17 protein-coding genes are annotated in these 15,099 nt (G+C 68.6%); 9 read left to right on the top strand and 8 right to left on the bottom strand.

All coding sequences use genetic code 11. The annotated features are described in order from the left end of the window. From NRY95_10075 to NRY95_10055, 5 genes are all read right to left on the bottom strand, one after another. Positions 1-765, bottom strand: coding sequence for a DUF2058 family protein (locus NRY95_10075; protein ID UYC18268.1), 765 nt, complete (start codon positions 763-765; stop codon positions 1-3). 21 nt (positions 766-786) lie between these two features. Further along, positions 787-1,020: a SlyX family protein gene (locus NRY95_10070; GenBank protein ID UYC18267.1), complete on the bottom strand. Its 234-nt coding sequence runs from the start codon at positions 1,018-1,020 to the stop codon at positions 787-789. Next, positions 1,013-2,356, bottom strand: coding sequence for a UDP-glucose/GDP-mannose dehydrogenase family protein (locus NRY95_10065; protein ID UYC18266.1), 1,344 nt, complete (start codon positions 2,354-2,356; stop codon positions 1,013-1,015). Before NRY95_10065 ends, NRY95_10070 begins: the two co-directional genes overlap by 8 nt. A gap of 15 nt (positions 2,357-2,371) precedes the next feature. Continuing rightward, on the bottom strand, positions 2,372-3,319 hold the full coding sequence (locus NRY95_10060; protein UYC18265.1) for an FKBP-type peptidyl-prolyl cis-trans isomerase: 948 nt from the start codon (positions 3,317-3,319) through the stop codon (positions 2,372-2,374). A gap of 87 nt (positions 3,320-3,406) precedes the next feature. Then, on the bottom strand, positions 3,407-3,973 hold the full coding sequence (locus NRY95_10055; protein UYC18264.1) for a glutathione peroxidase: 567 nt from the start codon (positions 3,971-3,973) through the stop codon (positions 3,407-3,409). Positions 3,974-4,103: 130 nt separating this feature from the next. Between NRY95_10055 and NRY95_10050 the strand changes: the two genes are divergently transcribed. The 7 genes from NRY95_10050 to NRY95_10020 all read left to right on the top strand — a co-directional run bounded on the left by NRY95_10050 (position 4,104) and on the right by NRY95_10020 (position 8,544). Beyond that, positions 4,104-4,340 (top strand): hypothetical protein, encoded by a 237-nt coding sequence (locus tag NRY95_10050; protein ID UYC18263.1) that lies wholly within the window; start codon positions 4,104-4,106, stop codon positions 4,338-4,340. Between the two features lie 2 nt (positions 4,341-4,342). Beyond that, positions 4,343-4,705, top strand: a complete 363-nt coding sequence (locus NRY95_10045) for a GntR family transcriptional regulator (protein UYC18262.1) — start codon at positions 4,343-4,345, stop codon at positions 4,703-4,705. Then, positions 4,702-5,583, top strand: coding sequence for an ABC transporter ATP-binding protein (locus NRY95_10040; GenBank protein UYC18261.1), 882 nt, complete (start codon positions 4,702-4,704; stop codon positions 5,581-5,583). The genes NRY95_10045 and NRY95_10040 overlap by 4 nt, the downstream gene beginning before the upstream one ends. Beyond that, on the top strand, positions 5,580-6,560 hold the full coding sequence (locus NRY95_10035; protein ID UYC18260.1) for an ABC transporter permease: 981 nt from the start codon (positions 5,580-5,582) through the stop codon (positions 6,558-6,560). The genes NRY95_10040 and NRY95_10035 overlap by 4 nt, the downstream gene beginning before the upstream one ends. 61 nt (positions 6,561-6,621) lie before the next feature. Continuing rightward, on the top strand, positions 6,622-7,449 hold the full coding sequence (locus NRY95_10030; GenBank protein ID UYC18259.1) for a DUF2807 domain-containing protein: 828 nt from the start codon (positions 6,622-6,624) through the stop codon (positions 7,447-7,449). A 40-nt stretch (positions 7,450-7,489) separates the two neighbouring features. Continuing rightward, positions 7,490-8,053 (top strand): YggN family protein, encoded by a 564-nt coding sequence (locus NRY95_10025; GenBank protein ID UYC18258.1) that lies wholly within the window; start codon positions 7,490-7,492, stop codon positions 8,051-8,053. A 53-nt stretch (positions 8,054-8,106) separates the two neighbouring features. Then, the gene (locus NRY95_10020; GenBank protein UYC18257.1) at positions 8,107-8,544 is read left to right on the top strand and encodes a hypothetical protein; all 438 of its coding nucleotides are present in this window, start codon (positions 8,107-8,109) and stop codon (positions 8,542-8,544) included. A 457-nt stretch (positions 8,545-9,001) separates the two neighbouring features. Here the strand turns inward: NRY95_10020 and NRY95_10015 are convergent, their stop codons facing one another. After that, positions 9,002-10,414 (bottom strand): class II fumarate hydratase, encoded by a 1,413-nt coding sequence (locus tag NRY95_10015; protein ID UYC18256.1) that lies wholly within the window; start codon positions 10,412-10,414, stop codon positions 9,002-9,004. A gap of 212 nt (positions 10,415-10,626) precedes the next feature. Continuing rightward, on the bottom strand, positions 10,627-11,559 hold the full coding sequence (locus tag NRY95_10010) for a CAP domain-containing protein (GenBank protein UYC18555.1): 933 nt from the start codon (positions 11,557-11,559) through the stop codon (positions 10,627-10,629). Between the two features lie 207 nt (positions 11,560-11,766). Here NRY95_10010 and purB point away from each other — a divergent pair, with 207 nt between their 5' ends. Next, the gene (gene purB / locus NRY95_10005) at positions 11,767-13,134 is read left to right on the top strand and encodes an adenylosuccinate lyase (protein UYC18255.1); all 1,368 of its coding nucleotides are present in this window, start codon (positions 11,767-11,769) and stop codon (positions 13,132-13,134) included. A gap of 67 nt (positions 13,135-13,201) precedes the next feature. Then, positions 13,202-13,840 carry a DUF3060 domain-containing protein gene (locus tag NRY95_10000; GenBank protein UYC18254.1) on the top strand — a complete coding sequence of 213 codons (639 nt, stop codon included), beginning with the start codon at positions 13,202-13,204 and terminating at the stop codon, positions 13,838-13,840. 51 nt (positions 13,841-13,891) lie between these two features. Here the strand turns inward: NRY95_10000 and NRY95_09995 are convergent, their stop codons facing one another. Next, positions 13,892-15,073: an OmpA family protein gene (locus NRY95_09995; GenBank protein UYC18253.1), complete on the bottom strand. Its 1,182-nt coding sequence runs from the start codon at positions 15,071-15,073 to the stop codon at positions 13,892-13,894. Between the last annotated feature and the right edge of the window lie 26 nt (positions 15,074-15,099).

The following is a 15,099-nucleotide window of genomic DNA, read 5'->3' as shown; positions in this document are numbered from 1 at the left end:
CTACCAGACCAGATCGTCGGGGATCTGGTACTTCGGATCGGCGTAGGGGTCTTCGTCGGCCGTGGCGTTCGGGTCCACCCGCAGCGCCACCGACGCCGGGAAGATCGCCTCGGCCTGATCCAGCAGCGCCGCCGTCACCAGCAGGTAGCGGCCGTTCTGCTGCAGCACGCCCAGCTCGCCGGCATTGAGCGCCTTGAGCTGCTCGGCGGTGACGTAGATGCGCTTGATCTTGCCGCCATAGGGGAAATGGCGGGCGATGTCGGCCTCGGCGTGATTCAGCGCCTGGTCCTTGAGCAGTTCGTCGAGCCTGGCCCGTGCCTCGCGGCGCAGCCGGGCCTGTTCCTGCTTGAGCCGTTCGGCCTCGATGCGCTCGTCCTTCTCGCGTTGCGCACGGATCGCATAGGCCTTGGCCAGGTCGATGTCCTCGCGCGTGCGCGGCGGCCGTGCGGCCTGCGGCCGCGCCGGCGGCTGGCCAGGCGCGCCCTGCGGACGGCCGCGGCCGTCGCCTGCCGCGTGCGGACGGCCGGCACCGGCGCCGGCGCCACGCGCACGGCCGGCGCCATCATGCGCGCGCCCGCCGCCGGGCTTGCCGGTGGCGGGCGGGCGTTCGCCACGCGCGCCCGCCGGCTTGTGGCCATGCCCCGGAGGCTGGCCGGGCCGGCCCCGCGCTGGCTGCGTGGGCGTGGCATTGCGCTCTGGGCGTTCGGGTTTCGGCACGGGCTTGAAGCCCAGGCCCAGCAGCTGGTCGCGGAGGGTATCGCTCATCGTGGCAGGATCGGATCGGTATCAATAATGCGGAGGGGGCGGTTCGTCGGCGGCATCGGCATAGAGCGTGCTGCGCACCTTGCCCAGGTCCTCGAGCAGGTGGCGCAGCAGCGTGGCGTTGCGTTGGCTTTCGGCACGTGCCTCGGCCAACGCATCGCTCACCTCCGACAGCGCCTGTTCCTGGAAGGACAGGCGCGTCTCCAGCTCGATCAACCGGTTCTCCAGCAATCGATCCTGGGTGGAGAAGTCATGCATCACTGATCGAACGCCCGCGGCCGATGCCATAGTAAGCGAGGCCGAAGGTCTCGATTTCCTGCGGATCGTAGAGATTGCGGCCGTCGAACACCACCGCGTCGCCGAGCAGTTCCTTCATCCGGGTGAAATCCGGGCTGCGGAACTGCTTCCATTCGGTGACCACGACCAGCGCATCGGCGCCTTCCAGCGCAGCGAAGGCGTCCTCGCAGAAGCTCAGGTCGTCGCGTTCGCCGAAGATGCGCTTGGCTTCCTCGGTCGCCTCCGGATCGTAGGCACGCACCGTCGCCCCGGCCTCCCACAGCTGCGCCAGCAGGCGGCGGCTGGACGCGGCGCGCATGTCGTCGGTATTGGGCTTGAACGCCAGGCCCCACACCGCGAAGGTCTTGCCGGCTACGCTGGCGCCGCCGTAATGGCGCTGGACCAGCTCGTACAGATGGCCCTTCTGCGCCTCGTTGACCGCTTCCACCGCATCCAGCAGCTTGGCCTGATGGCCGTACTGCTGCGCGGTGCGCGCCAGCGCCTGCACGTCCTTGGGGAAACACGAGCCGCCGTAACCGGCGCCCGGATAGATGAAGTGCCAGCCGATGCGCGGATCCGAGCCGATGCCCTGGCGCACCTTCTCCACGTCGGCGCCGACCCGCTCGGCGATGTTGGCGATCTCGTTCATGAAACTGATCTTGGTCGCCAGCATCGCGTTGGCCGCGTACTTGGTCAGCTCGGCCGAACGCACGTCCATCTCCACGATGCGGTCGTGGTTGCGGTTGAACGGCGCGTACAGGCGGCGCAGGCGCGCGGCGGTGCCCGGCTTGCTGCTGCCGATCACGATGCGGTCAGGACGCATGCAGTCGGCGACCGCGTCGCCTTCCTTCAGGAATTCCGGATTGGACACCACGTCGAACTCGATCGTCTCGCTGCGCTTGTCCAGCTCGGCGGCGATCGCCGCGCGCACCTTGTCGGCGGTCCCGACCGGCACCGTCGACTTGTTGACCACCACGGTCGGTCCCTGGATGTGCTGGCCGATGGTACGGGCCACCGCCAGCACGTACTGCAGATCGGCGCTACCGTCCTCGTCCGGCGGCGTGCCGACGGCGATGAACACGATATCTCCATGCGCGATGGCGCTGGCCGCATCGGTGGTGAAGAACAGCCTCCGTGCGGCGTGATTGGCCTTGACCATCGGCGAGAGGCCAGGCTCGTAGATCGGGACCACGCCCTTGTTGAGCCCATCCACTTTGGCTTGGTCGATGTCCACGCATACCACGTGATGGCCTACCTCGGCCAGACAGGTTCCGGTGACGAGCCCGACATAGCCGGTGCCGAATATCGCTACGCGCATGTAATCTCCTTTCGGTTATTGAAGGATGCCCAACAGTTCCACGTCGAAGGTGAGCATGGAATCCGGGCCGATCGGGCCGCCCGGGGTGCCCTGCGGGCCGTAGCCCAGGTTCGACGGAATCCAGAAACGGTACTTGGAGCCGACCGGCATCAACGCCACGCCCTCGCTCCAGCCCGGCACCACCTGGGTGAGCGAGAACTCGGCCGGCTGCCCGGTCTTGTACGAGCTGTCGAACACCTCGCCATCGAGCAGCTTGCCTTCGTAGTTCACCCGCACTTTGCTGGTCGGCATCGGCCGTTCGCCGCTGCCCTGGCGCAGCACCATGTACTGCAGGCCCGACGGCGTGGTGACCACGCCCTTCTGGGTCTTGTTCTGCGCCAGGAAGGCGTTGCCCTTCTCGCGGTTCTCGGTCGACGCGGCAGCCTGCTTGGAGGCGCTGTAGGCCTGCAGCGTGGCGGCCGCCTGCTCCTGGGTCATCGCGGTGTCGCCCTTGGCGAACACGGTGCGTACCGCGCCCATCAAGGTGGCCAGATCGATCTCGTTCTGGATCCGCGCCAGCGACGGGCCGACCGCACGATCGCCGAGCATCAGGCCCACGTTCTGCTTGGACACCGGCGGCGGCTGGCTGCCCGGCGCCATGCCCGGGACCGGCTGGCCGCTGCGCGCGGCCATCTGCGTGCGCAATGCGGTGTCGGTGGCCTGCGCCTGCGCATCGGACAGCAACGGCTTGCCGCCCTTGAACGCGTTCTCGATCGCGCGCTGCATGGCGTCCAGGTCGATGTCCTGGGCGATCGGCTCGAACGAACGCGCCACGTCCATGCCGATCGCGTAGCTGACCTTCTGCTTCTCGCTGCCCAGCGCCGCCGGCTTGGCCGTCGCCGGCGCCTGCGCGGACGCGCTGCCCGCCACCACCGCCATCCCCATCAACAGCGACGCCACGGCGCCGCGCATTCCCATCTTCATTCGCTACTTTCCTGGAAGTGAATTAGAGGCGCCGCCATGGCGCAGAGGCCGCATTGTCGCATGCGCGGCAACGATATCGACCCGGATTCAATGTGATCCCGGCTGCGCTTTCAGTTCGCGTTCGATGGCCGTACGCAAGGACGGATCGTCCGGCGCGATCTTGCTGGGGAACTGCGCGACCACGCGTCCGTCGCGCGCGATCAGATACTTGTGGAAGTTCCAGCCCGGCGCCACGCCGGTGGCCTGGGTCAGCTGCTTGTACAGCGGCGTCGCCTCGGCGCCGAGTACATGCACCTTCTCGAACATCGGGAACTTGACCCCGTAGGTCAGCGTGCAGAATTCCTGGATCTGCTTCTCCGATCCGGGCTCCTGCCCCTTGAAGTCGTTGGACGGGAAACCGAGCACGCTGAAGCCCTGCGCGGCGTAACGCTGCTGCAACTGCTCCAGGCCGTCGTACTGCGGGGTGAAGCCGCACTTGCTGGCGGTGTTGACCACCAGCAGCACCTTGCCGCCGTAGGTCTTGTTCAGATTCACCTTGTCCTTGCCGGCCAGCGGACGGTAGTCCAGGTCCAGCAACGAGGCGGCCCAGGCACTGCCGACGGTGCCGGCGGCGACAAGGATCGCGAGGAAAAACAAACGCTTGGATAGTTTCATCGGGGCACCGTAAGAGGAGTAAAGAAACGCGCAGGCACTAGGCCATGAGTTGGGTCGGTCACTATGTTGACATGACGTGTGACGGTGTTATAGTTAAATACAACACCACTCACCCAGAGCAGGGCAAACGATGAACCTCCAACGCATGCAGCGCAGCCTTCCGGCCATGGTCATCGTCGGCGCCCTGTTCTCGGTGAGCTGGGTCGGCGCCCAAGGCAGCCAGGGACGGTTGCCCGATTATGGCGCCAGCGAGCCGCAGGAAGACAGCCACGCCCCTCCCGCCGCGCCCGCGCCGGTGCGGCGGATGCGTGCATCGCTGTCGATGCCCTATTTCTCCTTCGCGCACACCCTGCGCCCACGGAGCTGACCATGAGCGATATCCACTGGAGCGATGGCGCTCCGATCTACCGCCAGCTGAAGGATCGCGTGATCGCGATGATGCTGGACGGGATCATCAAGCCCGGCGACGCGCTGCCCTCGGTGCGCCAGGTCGCCGCCGAATACCAGCTCAACCCGATCACCGTCTCGCGCGCCTACCAGGAACTGGCCGACGAGGCCCTGGTCGAGAAGCGCCGCGGGCTGGGCATGTTCATGACCGAGGAAGCGGCCAAGAAGCTGCGCGGCAGCGAACGCGACCGCTTTCTCAACGAAGAGTGGCCTCTGGTGCTGGAACGGATCCAGCGCCTGGGCCTGACATTGGAAGACTTGTTGCCACCGGGGAAAACACCATGACTGCCGCTGTCGCCGCATCCGAATCCGTCGTCTCCGCGCGCTCGCTGCGCAAGACCTACAACCACAAGCCGGCGCTGGCCGATGCCTCCTTCGCGATCGCGCCGGGCCGCATCGTCGGCCTGATCGGCCCCAACGGCGCCGGCAAGACCACCGCGCTGAAAGCGGTGCTCGGCCTGACCGCGGTGGAGGGCGAACTGCGCGTGCTGGGCATGGACCCGCGCAGGCAGCGCGACGACCTGATGAACGACGTGTGCTTCATCGCCGACGTGGCGGTGCTGCCGCGCTGGATGCGGGTGCGCGAGGCGATCGACTTCGTCGCCGGGGTGCATCCGCGCTTCGACCGCGCCAAGTGCGAGCGCTTCCTGGCCAATACCAAGCTCACCCCCAAGCTGCGCGTGCGCGAGATGTCCAAGGGCATGATCGTGCAGCTGCACCTGGCCCTGGTGATGGCCATCGACGCGCGCCTGCTGGTGCTGGACGAACCGACCCTGGGCCTGGACATCCTGTACCGCAAGGAGTTCTACCAGCGCCTGCTGGAGGACTACTTCGACGAACAGAAGACCATCATCATCACCACCCACCAGGTCGAGGAGATCGAGCACATCCTCACCGACGTGCTGTTCATCCGCGACGGCCGCATCGTGCTCAGCGCCGACATGGAGCACATGGCCACGCGCTACACCGAACTGCTGGTGCCGGCCGAGCGCATCGACGCGGCGCGCGCGCTGCAGCCGATCGACGAGCGCGGCCTGCCGTTCGGCAAGACCGTGTTCCTGTACGACGGCGTGCCGCAGGCGCAGCTGGCCGCACTCGGCGAAACCCGCACTCCCGGCCTGGCCGACCTGTTCGTCGCCATCATGAAGGGGACCTACGCATGAACGCACCCGCCAAGTCCATCTCTGCCCTGACCACCTTCAAGTGGCTGCTGAAGCGCGAATACTGGGAAAACCGCGGCGGTTTCCTGTGGGCGCCGGTCATCGCCGGCAGCGTGATCACCGTGCTGTACGCGCTGCTGGCGCTGATCGGCACCGTGGCCGGCCGCGGCAACGATACCAACAGCATCAACTGGGACGGCGGCCCGCAGAAGGTCAACGAGATCATCGGCGCCGTGGGCGACGGCACCATGCTGGCCGGCGTGGTCCTGGCCTGCATCGTGCTGGGGTTCGTGGTGTTCTTCTACGCGCTGGGTTCGCTGTACGACGACCGCCGCGACCGCAGCGTGCTGTTCTGGAAGTCGCTGCCGCTGTCGGACCTGAGCACGGTGCTGTCCAAGGCGGCCTGGGCGCTGCTGCTGGCGCCGATCGTGGCGATCGGCATCGGCCTGCTGATCGGCATCGCGCTGTGGGTGGTCACCGCACTGACCCTGTCGGTCAACGGCGTGCAGCAGAGCGGCGCGGTGTTCACCCATTCGCATCCGCTGCGCATCATCGGCGGGGTACTGGCCAACCTGCCGATCTACGTGATGTGGTCGCTGCCGACCATCGGCTGGCTGATGTTCTGCTCGGCCTGGGCGCGCACCAAGCCGTTCCTGTGGGCGGTGCTGATCCCGGTCCTGGGCTGCGTGATGGCGAGCATGATGGGCATCCTGCCGATGCTGCACGTGAACCACAACGCGATCTGGTACACGGTGGTCTACCGCGGCCTGCTGAGCGTGCTGCCCGGCACCTGGCTGCCGGTGCTCAGCGAGAGCGCGCCGCCGATGCAGATCGACAGCTCCCAGGACCTGGCCAACGCGATCCATCTCAGCGATGCCTGGCGCATCTTCCAGAGCGCCGACATCTGGATCGGCGCGGCGGTCGGCGTGGCCTTCATCGTCGCGGCGATCTACCTGCGCCGCTGGCGCGACGAAGCCTGATCCGCACCGCCATCCCGCCGCCCCTTTTCCGCTTCCCTCATTGCATAAGGAGTTCACGATGATGCGCAAGACCTTGCTGCTGTCCGCGCTGCTGCTGGTCCCGACCCTGGCCCTGGCCGACGAATGCAGGCATTCCGAGCCGCGCAACCTGAAACTGGATCTGGCCGGCGTCAAGAATGTGATCTTCGACGCGCAGCAGAACAACCTCAAGCTGACCGGCGCCAGCAGCGGCGCCGCGTTCGAACTGCGCGGCCGCGCCTGCGCCTCCGATGCAGACATGCTGAAGGAGCTGACCGTGCGCCAGCGCCGCGAAGGCGACACGCTGATCGTGACCCTGCAGCACGACGGCAAGATCCACGGCATCAGCTCGGGCACCCGCTACGCCTATCTCGACCTCGCCGGCAGCGTGCCCAATTCCCTGCCCGTGCAGTTGAGGCTGGGCTCCGGCGATGCCGACATCGGCGGCGTGGCCTCGCTCGACGCCACGGTCGGCTCCGGCGACCTGCACGCGCACGGCGTGCGCGGCGCGGTCAGCGCCACGGTGGGATCGGGCGACATCGACCTGCGCGACATCGGCAGCCTCAGCCTGCCCAAGCTGGGGTCGGGCGACGTCAAGGCCAGCCAGGTCGGCGGCGACGTCAAGATCGGCACCGTCGGCTCCGGCGACCTGACCGTGCACGGCGTGCGCGGCGCGGTGCAGATCGGCAGCATCGGCTCCGGCGATGCGCAGCTGCGCGACGTGACCGGCAGCGTGGCGCTGCAATCGATCGGCTCCGGCGACCTGGAGGTCAGCGGCGTCGGCGGCAACCTCACCGTGGAGAAGGTCGGCAGCGGCGACATCCACCACAGCGGCGTGCACGGCAGCGTCAACGTGCCCAAACCGCGCTGAGCCGCCGCCTTCCCTTCTCGCTTCGACCGAGGACACACCCATGCAGCATCGTTCCCTGGCGCTGGCCGGCGTCGCCCTGACTGCGCTGTTGGCCCTGGCCGCCTGCCAGCCCTCCACCCCGCAGGCCGACAAGACCGGCAGCGCGGACAGCGGCGGCAAGCACAGCCTGAGCTTCGACAACGGCGACATCACCCTGAAGGTCTCCGGGCAGCCGCCGGCGACCATCACCCGAGCCGGCGACCTGCTGATCGACGGCAAGCAGGTTGCGGCCAGCGCCGAGCAGCACGCCCTGCTGGTGGCCTACCGCGCGCAGCTCGGCGCGATCGGCACGCAGGGCCTGGAGGTCGGCAAGCAAGGCGCCGCGCTCGGGGTGAAGGCGGCCGGCGATGCGCTGGCCGGGGTCATCAGCGGCAACACCGACCACGTCGGCGAGAACATCCAAGCGCAGGCCGAGAAGCTCAAGCAGGAAGCGTTGAAGATCTGCGCGCAGGTGGCGACGTTGCGCCAGGCGCAGGACACGCTGGCGCAGCAGCTGCCGGCGTTCCGTCCCTATGCCAGCCTCAACGCCAGCGACATCGGCGACTGCGACAAATCGGTCAAGTAATTGCGCCGGACCCGGCCTAAAATGGCCGGGTCCTCCGCTGCCCCGATCGATCGATGAAGAAGCTCGCCGTTTGGTTCTCCCTGATGACGCTGTGCCTGCTGCTGGCGGCGTGCGGCGCGCGCGACGGTGCAGCCTCGTCCTCGCGTGCCGAACGCGGCAAGCCGCGCGTATCGGTGGACAGCATGACCGTGATGCTGCGCCGCGCCCCAGCCGCCAACGCCTCGATCGGCCCCGACGGCAGCCTGCGCATCGACGACATCGAACTGCCGCTGCCGCAGGCGCAGCGCACCCAGCTGCAACAATTGTTCATGCACTTGCAGATGCAGCGCCAGCGCACCCTGGAAACCGCGGCGCCGGACCCGAACATGCGCTCGGTGGCCTTTGCGACCACGCCCGAGATCAGCGCCCTGCAGAGCGCGGTGCTGCACGACATCCCGTCGCTGCAGCCGTACCAGGAAAGCTTCGGCAACCTGCAGGCGGAGCGGCGCTGAGGCCGCTGGCGCATGCGGCAGAAGCGACATCGGTCGCGACTGCGGCATGGCGATGGGTCTGTAACGCCAGACCCTGCCGGGGCTGAAGCTCTTCCTTCAGCAGGTCCCTCCAACTACGACGGACAACCACTGCAGGAGCGGTTTCAACCGCGACGGGCGCAGCGGCGAGGGTTCCGGCTTCGGATACCGTCGGGGCTGAAGCCCTCCTACGGCGCATCTAGCCGGCACTCGCGTCGCTCCCTTGTGGGAGCGACTTCAGTCGCGACGAGCGACGCCATGAAGTTGCAGGCTTTGGAATGCTGTCGGCACTGATGGCCTATCCACCCAGAACCTCTTCTGCCTCATCCTTCACGGATAGCTTCGCAAGCCCGCAGCGGCATCCCGGCTCCCCAGGCTCGCTCCCAAGCACAGCACACCAGCCGCGTGGCACGGCACCCGCCGCCCCATGCGCCCAACCTCAGCCGCCGCTGCCCCCACCGGCGTGGATGCCGCCCTTGGTCAGGGCCGCCGGGTCCAGCAGCTTGCGCAGTTCGGCCTCGCCCAGGCCGCTGTCCTCCAGTGCGATCTCCAGCACCGGACGATTCTCCTTGTAGGCGCGCTTGGCGATCGCCGCCGCCTTCTCGTAGCCGATGATCGGATTGAGCGCGGTGACCAGGATCGGATTGCGGTCCAGGGTCTCGCGGACCCGGTCCTCGCGCACCTTCAGCCCGGCGATCGCCGAATCGGCCAGCAGCCGCGACACGTTGGCCAGCAGGTTGATCGAATCCAGCAGGTTGGCCGCGATCAGCGGCAGCGCCACGTTCAACTGGAAGTTGCCGGTCTGCCCGGCCACGGTGATCGCGGTGTGGTGGCCGATGACCTGCGCGCAGACCATCACCGTGGCCTCCGGAATCACCGGATTGACCTTGCCCGGCATGATCGAGCTGCCCGGCTGCAGCGCCGGCAATTCGATCTCGCCGAGGCCGGCCAGCGGACCGGCGTTCATCCAGCGCAGGTCGTTGGCGAGCTTGATCAGCGCCACCGCCAGCGCATTGAGCTGGCCGGACAGTTCCACCGCATCGTCCTGCGCGGCCAGGCCCTCGAACTTGTTGTCGGCGCTGTCGAACTTGCTGCCGGTCAGCGCGGACAGCGCCTTGGCGACCTTGCCGCCGAAGCGCGGATCGGCGTTGATCCCGGTGCCGATCGCGGTGCCGCCCAGCGGCAGCCGGCGCAGCCGCTTGAGACTGTCCTGCAGCCGCTCCTGCGCCGAGGACAGCTGCGCCGACCACGCGCCGAACTCCTGGCCGAAGGTCAGCGGCATCGCATCCATCAGGTGCGTGCGCCCGGTCTTGACCACCTTGTCCAGTTGCCTGGCGCGCTTGTCGATGACCTTGCGCAGGTGCTTGAGCGCCGGCAGCAGCTGTTCCTGCGTGGCCAGCTGCGCGGAGACGCGGATCGCGGTCGGGACCACGTCGTTGGAACTCTGGCCGAGGTTGACGTGGTCGTTCGGATGCACCGCCGGCACGCCCGGCTTGGCCGCGCGCGTGGCCAGCGTGGCGATGACCTCGTTGGCATTCATGTTGGACGAGGTGCCCGAGCCGGTCTGGTAGATGTCGATCGGGAAGTGCGCATCGTGGGCGCCGCCGGCGACATCCAGCGCCGCCGCCTGCACCGCCTTGGCCACGGCCTTGGGCAGCAGGTCCAGGTCGGCGTTGACGCCGGCCGCCGCGGCCTTGATCAGGCCCAGCGCGCGGATGAAGCCGCGCGGCATCGGCTGCCCGGACACCGGGAAGTTCTGCACCGCACGCTGGGTCTGGGCACCCCACAGCGCCTCGGCCGGCACCTGCAATTCGCCCATGCTGTCGTGCTCGACCCTGAATTTGTCGCTCATTGCGCAATCTCCGCATCTGCATAAAAGAGGAATCCACCCGGCGCTGTCGCGTGGGAGGTCCGGGAAGGCAGGCTGGCGGAGCTGCGGCTGGCGCAGCCATTATCCGCGGCGTAGCGCCCGGCGTCAGCAGTGTGCGCCAATGGATGTTAGCGAGACCTTGAGGCACGATCGCGCAGCATCCGCGCTGGCGCACCATGCAACGGCGCCAGGGGCTAGTCGGCGATACGGAACCAGTAGCGGTAGTCGCGGCGCTGCCCACCCACCCGCACGTCGCGGATGCTGACGTCGTAGATCGCTCCTGGGCGCAGCGCCGGCACCCGGAACTGCAGGCTGTTGGGGACGCCGAAGCCCTCGTGGTCGGCGCTCAGGCCGCGCACCGCCAGTGGCGGCCCGCCGCGTTCGCTGACTTGCACCTGCGCATCGGCGTAGTCGACGTCGCGGTTGGCGAACTTGCGATTGCGGTCCAGCAGCGCGGTGAACGACAGCAGTGCGTCGGCGGCGTAGTAGCGACGGGGATAGTCGCCGATCGGCCAGGCGATGAAGTCGTCGCGGCTGCGCGCGGCCACGCCGGCGGCGGCAGGGATGAAGCGCAGCGCAGCGCCGCTGCTGACGCCGTTGCCGTCGCGGCCGGCCACCATGCCGAAGGCGACGCGCTGCAGGAACGGATCCAGCAGCCAGCGGCGGTGGCCGAGTCCGCCGGCGCTGGCGTTGTTGGTATCGGTCAGCCAGTCGACCACGATCTCATCGATCCCGGCGAAGGCCAGGTACGGCGAACTGACCCCACCGTAGATCAGGCTGCTGCGCGCGCCCTTGGCGCCGGCGGCCGAGTAGCAGCGCCAAGCCGGCGTCGGCGCGTGGCTGAGCCGGCCGTTGGCGGCGATGATCAACGCCGCCTGGGTGGCCTCGGCCTCGGCCGCCTCGTCGTAGCCCACCGCGGCGAGCCCGTGCAGCCGGCGGATATCGTTGATCAAGGCCAGCAGCTGACGCCGCTGTAGCGGCTGCAGCTCGCCGGCGCGGCACTCGGCGATCGCCGGCGGTACCCGGTACAGCGCCGCGGCCTGCGCGAGGAAGCCCGAATCCTGCGCGGTCGCCGGCAGCGTGGCGGTCATGGCGGCGGCGACAAGGCAGACGAGGATCGGGCGCATGGCGGACATGGCGGCAGTTGGGGTGGCGTCACGATAAAAGCGTACGCGCCGGTTCGCTTATGGTCGGCAGCGCGCATGCGGCGCTGCGTTCAGCCCGGCGCCGCGGGCGCGCCCGTGATCGCCACCCGACGTCGCGCCGCCGGCGGCATGGCCGGCGCGCGGCCGGCGTAGAATATGCGCCCCACCGCTGCCGCCCTGCCCCTGCCCATGTCGGATTCCGCCCTGCTCGCCCTGTCCCCGCTCGATGGCCGCTACGCCGGCAAGGTCGATGCCCTGCGGCCGATCTTCTCCGAATACGGCCTGATCAAGGCGCGGGTGAAGGTGGAGATCGAATGGCTGCTGGCGCTGGGCGCCGAACCGGGCATCGCCGAGCTGGCGCCGTTCTCGGCGGCGGCCACGCAGCGGCTGCGCACGCTGGCCGAGGATTTCAGCGTCGAGCACGCGGCACGGGTCAAGCAGATCGAGCGCACCACCAACCACGACGTCAAGGCGGTGGAGTACTTCCTCAAGGAGCAGCTCAAGGACGACGCCGAACTCGGTCCGGCGCTGGAATTCGTGCATTTCGCCTGCACCAGCGAGGACATCAACAACCTCAGCTACGGGCTGATGCTGGAGCAGGCGCGGCGCGAGGTGCTGCTGCCGACGCTGGACGGCGTGGCCGCCTCGCTGCGCGCGCTGGCGCATGCCCAGGCCGCGCAGCCGATGCTGTCGCGCACCCACGGCCAGACCGCCTCGCCGACCACGCTGGGCAAGGAGATCGCCAACGTCGTCGCGCGCCTGGAACGCCAGCGCCGGCAGATCGCCGCGGTCGAGCTGACCGGCAAGATCAACGGCGCGGTCGGCAACTACAACGCGCACGTGGCCAGCTATCCGGACGTGGACTGGCCGGCGTTCGCGCAGCGCTTCGTCGAGGGCCTGGGCCTGGTGTTCAACCCCTACACCACCCAGATCGAGCCGCACGACAACGTCGCCGAACTCGGCGATGCCACCCGCCGCGCCAACACCATCCTGATCGACCTGGCCCGCGACATCTGGGGCTACATCTCGCTGGGCTACTTCAAGCAGAAGCTCAAGGAAGGCGAGGTCGGCTCCTCGACCATGCCGCACAAGGTCAACCCGATCGACTTCGAGAACGCCGAAGGCAACTTCGGCATCGCCAATGCGCTGTTCGAGCATTTCAGCGCCAAACTGCCGATCAGCCGCTGGCAGCGCGACCTCACCGACTCCACCGTGCTGCGCGCGCTCGGCACCGCGTTCGGCCACAGCCAGGTGGCGCTGGATTCGCTGGCCAAGGGCCTGGGCAAGCTGACCGTCAATCCGGAGCGTCTGGACGGCGACCTCGACGCCGCCTGGGAAGTGCTGGCCGAAGCCGTGCAGACGGTGATGCGCCGTCACGGCCTGCCCAACCCGTACGAGCAGCTCAAGGCGCTGACCCGCGGCCAGGGCATCACCGCCGCCTCGATGCAGGCCTTCGTCGAAACCCTGGAGCTGCCCGAGGAGGCCAAGCGACGCCTGCGGGCGCTGACCCCGGGCGGCTACACCGGCCTGGCCGAGCGCCTGGCGCGCGCGATCTGAGCCAGACGCGCCGCCCCCTTCGCCGGCGCGGCAACACCGCCTTCGAACCTGGACAAGGAGATATGCGATGACGCGGAATCTGTTTCTCTGCCTGCCGTTGCTGGCGTTGGCAGCCTGCACACAGCAGCCCTCGCCCTCCGGCGGGGATGCCGCCGTTGCGGCCACACCTGCAGCGGCCGCGCCTGCCGCCGCCACGACGGCCGCGGCACCGATCGCGCCGGTGCCTGCAGTCCCCAGCATGTCGGCACAAGCGACGCGCGACGCGCAGGCCAACGGCCAGCCGGACGGCGAACGTCCGACGCTGATGGTGACCTCGACCAGCGGCACGATCGACTGCGACGGCCACAACCTGGACATCACCGGCCGCGATGCCAGGCTCGTGCTGCGCGGACAGTGCGGCATGATCGCGTTGCTGGGCGCGAACGGCACCTTGCAGATCGAGCACGCCGAAGGCGTGCGCGTGGTCGGCGACAACGCGCAGGTGGTCACGAGCAGCGACACCAAGAATGTCGAGCTGTTCGGCCGCCACGGCAACCTGCAGATGGGCCGCATCGAGACGCTGGCGGTGCCGGGCGACGAAAACCAGCTGCGCGCGGTCGCCATCGGCTCGGCGACCCTGCACGGCAGCAAGAACCAGCTCACCCAGCAAACCGGCACCGCGCAAGTCCAGGACTACGGCCGCGACAATCAGATCGCCGGCAACTGAGCGTGCCGACGCCACGCGGTCGGCCGCTCGCGGCCGGACCGCGCACCGCGCTCAGGTCCTGACGAAGATCTCCACGCGCCGGTTCAACTGCCGCCCGGCGGGATTGTCCTGGCCTTGCAACTGGTTCGGCGCCACCGGGCGCGATTCGCCGTAGCCCTTGGCGGACGCCTTCAGCGCCAGTCCGCGCACCCGCAGCGCCTCGAGCACCGCCGCGGCACGGCGTTCGGACAAGGCCTGGTTGTAGGCGTCGCCGCCTTTGCTGTCGGTATGCCCGCCCACTTCCAGGTCGCGCGCCTGCACGGTGCCGAGCGCGGTCGCCAGCGCGTCGAGCACCTTTGCGGCATCGGTACGGATCTGCGACTTGTCGAAGTCGAACAGGACCCGATCGTTCAAGGTGATCAGATAGCCGCATGGCGCGCCGGGCGGCGCGAACTTGCGCAGCGGCGGGAAGCGCCCGGCCGGCGGCACCTTGGGCAGCGGCGCCATCGCCACCTTGCGCCCGGGCGTGCCGATCATGCCGGTGCCGTCGCCGTTGTTGCGGATCATTTCGTGCTCGCCGTTCCAGGTGCCGGAACCGTCGGCATTGATGGTCACCAGGCCTTCAGGGCCGTTCCAGGTGCCGCTGCCGTCGCCATTGTTCTGGATCAGGCCGCTGCCGCCGTTCCAGGTGCCTGCGCCCCGGCCGTCCAGCGTGATCAGGCCGGCCGGGCCGTTGTAGCTGCCCGATCCATCCGCCTGCACCCGCACGATCGCGTCCTCGCCGTCGCCGACCGTGCCGTTGATGGTGCCGCTGCCGTCGGCGTTGACCTGGACCAGGCCGCCTTCGAAGTTGGCCGTGCCGCTGCCGTCGGCGTTGATCTTGAACAGGCCGTCCGCGCCGTTGCGCAGCAGATTGCCCTGCGCATCGACGCCGGTGATGCCGGCATCGTTGACCAGCACGCCATCGGTGCCGCAGCGCGCCGGCGCGATGCTGACGCCCTGCATCGGATCCAGCGCGCCCTTCATCGACGCTTCCAGCGCACGCTGCGCAGGCGTCACCCCGAGGATTTCCGGGACCACGATCAGCGGAATGGCCGGGAACTCCGGCACGTCCGCCGCAGCGGCGGGCGTGGTGGCGGGCGGGGCGGAGGCCTTGGCCGCGGCAGCTTCCGGCGCGGACGGCGTAGCCGACTTGTCCGCGGCCCCACACCCGGCCAACAACAACGACGACAGCAAGATCGGCAGTGAACGCATTCCCTTCCCTCCTGGTCCTGAGGCGC

Source organism: Xanthomonas campestris pv. phormiicola, from assembly GCA_025666215.1.
Taxonomy (GTDB): Bacteria; Pseudomonadota; Gammaproteobacteria; order Xanthomonadales; family Xanthomonadaceae; genus Xanthomonas_A; species Xanthomonas_A campestris_A.
Note: the sequence above shows the minus strand (reverse complement) of the source record. Positions and strands in the feature narration are given on the sequence as shown.